This window comes from Vibrio sp. 1727, from assembly GCF_033344415.1.
Classification (GTDB): domain Bacteria; phylum Pseudomonadota; class Gammaproteobacteria; order Enterobacterales; family Vibrionaceae; genus Vibrio; species Vibrio alginolyticus.
The window spans coordinates 1-520 of record NZ_JAWPOT010000656.1 but is presented as its reverse complement, the minus strand read 5'-3'; the positions used below and the strand labels follow the sequence as shown (position 1 = coordinate 520).

Sequence of the window (520 nt, the reverse complement as noted above, 5' to 3'; positions counted from 1 at the left end):
AACAAACCATTCAGGATGTTGCTTAAAGACCTCAGATTCTGGCTGCGCTATGAAAGGAGCCATCCAAATCGCCGGCTTTTTGCCTTTTGCGCGAATGTTTTGAATCAGCTCCTTCACACCGCCAGAGAATTTATCCGACGGCGTAAGCCAATCCCCCATGAACGCTTGATAGCCATCATCCAGAAGTACCCATTCTAGGTCTTCGAGCTTGTCTTGCATGCAATCAACATTTTCTAAAACATTTTGCTCGGTCACATCGGCATAGTACGCATACCAAGAACACCAGCCTATCGGTGCATCCTGCGTGACACCGTTGCGAATAGGATGATGCACGGCAATCATCTCGCTGAACTCTTGATACAGATCGGATAGCGAGTTGCCAGTTAAAATCGTAATGGACTCAAGTTGATTGTGTTCCCAATCCGCCACTTGCGTGTGTTCGCCATCGATTGCAGCGGTCAGTATCCACTGCCCATTTCGCTGTTGTATATCAAAGTAACCAGCAAATCGACGGCACGTC

General features: G+C 47.9%; 1 protein-coding gene. It reads right to left on the bottom strand.

The genetic code is table 11. From position 1 onward, the window contains the following. Positions 1–520: alpha-galactosidase (locus tag R8O10_RS27445; protein WP_318192263.1), on the bottom strand; the 520-nt coding region annotated here is incomplete at both ends.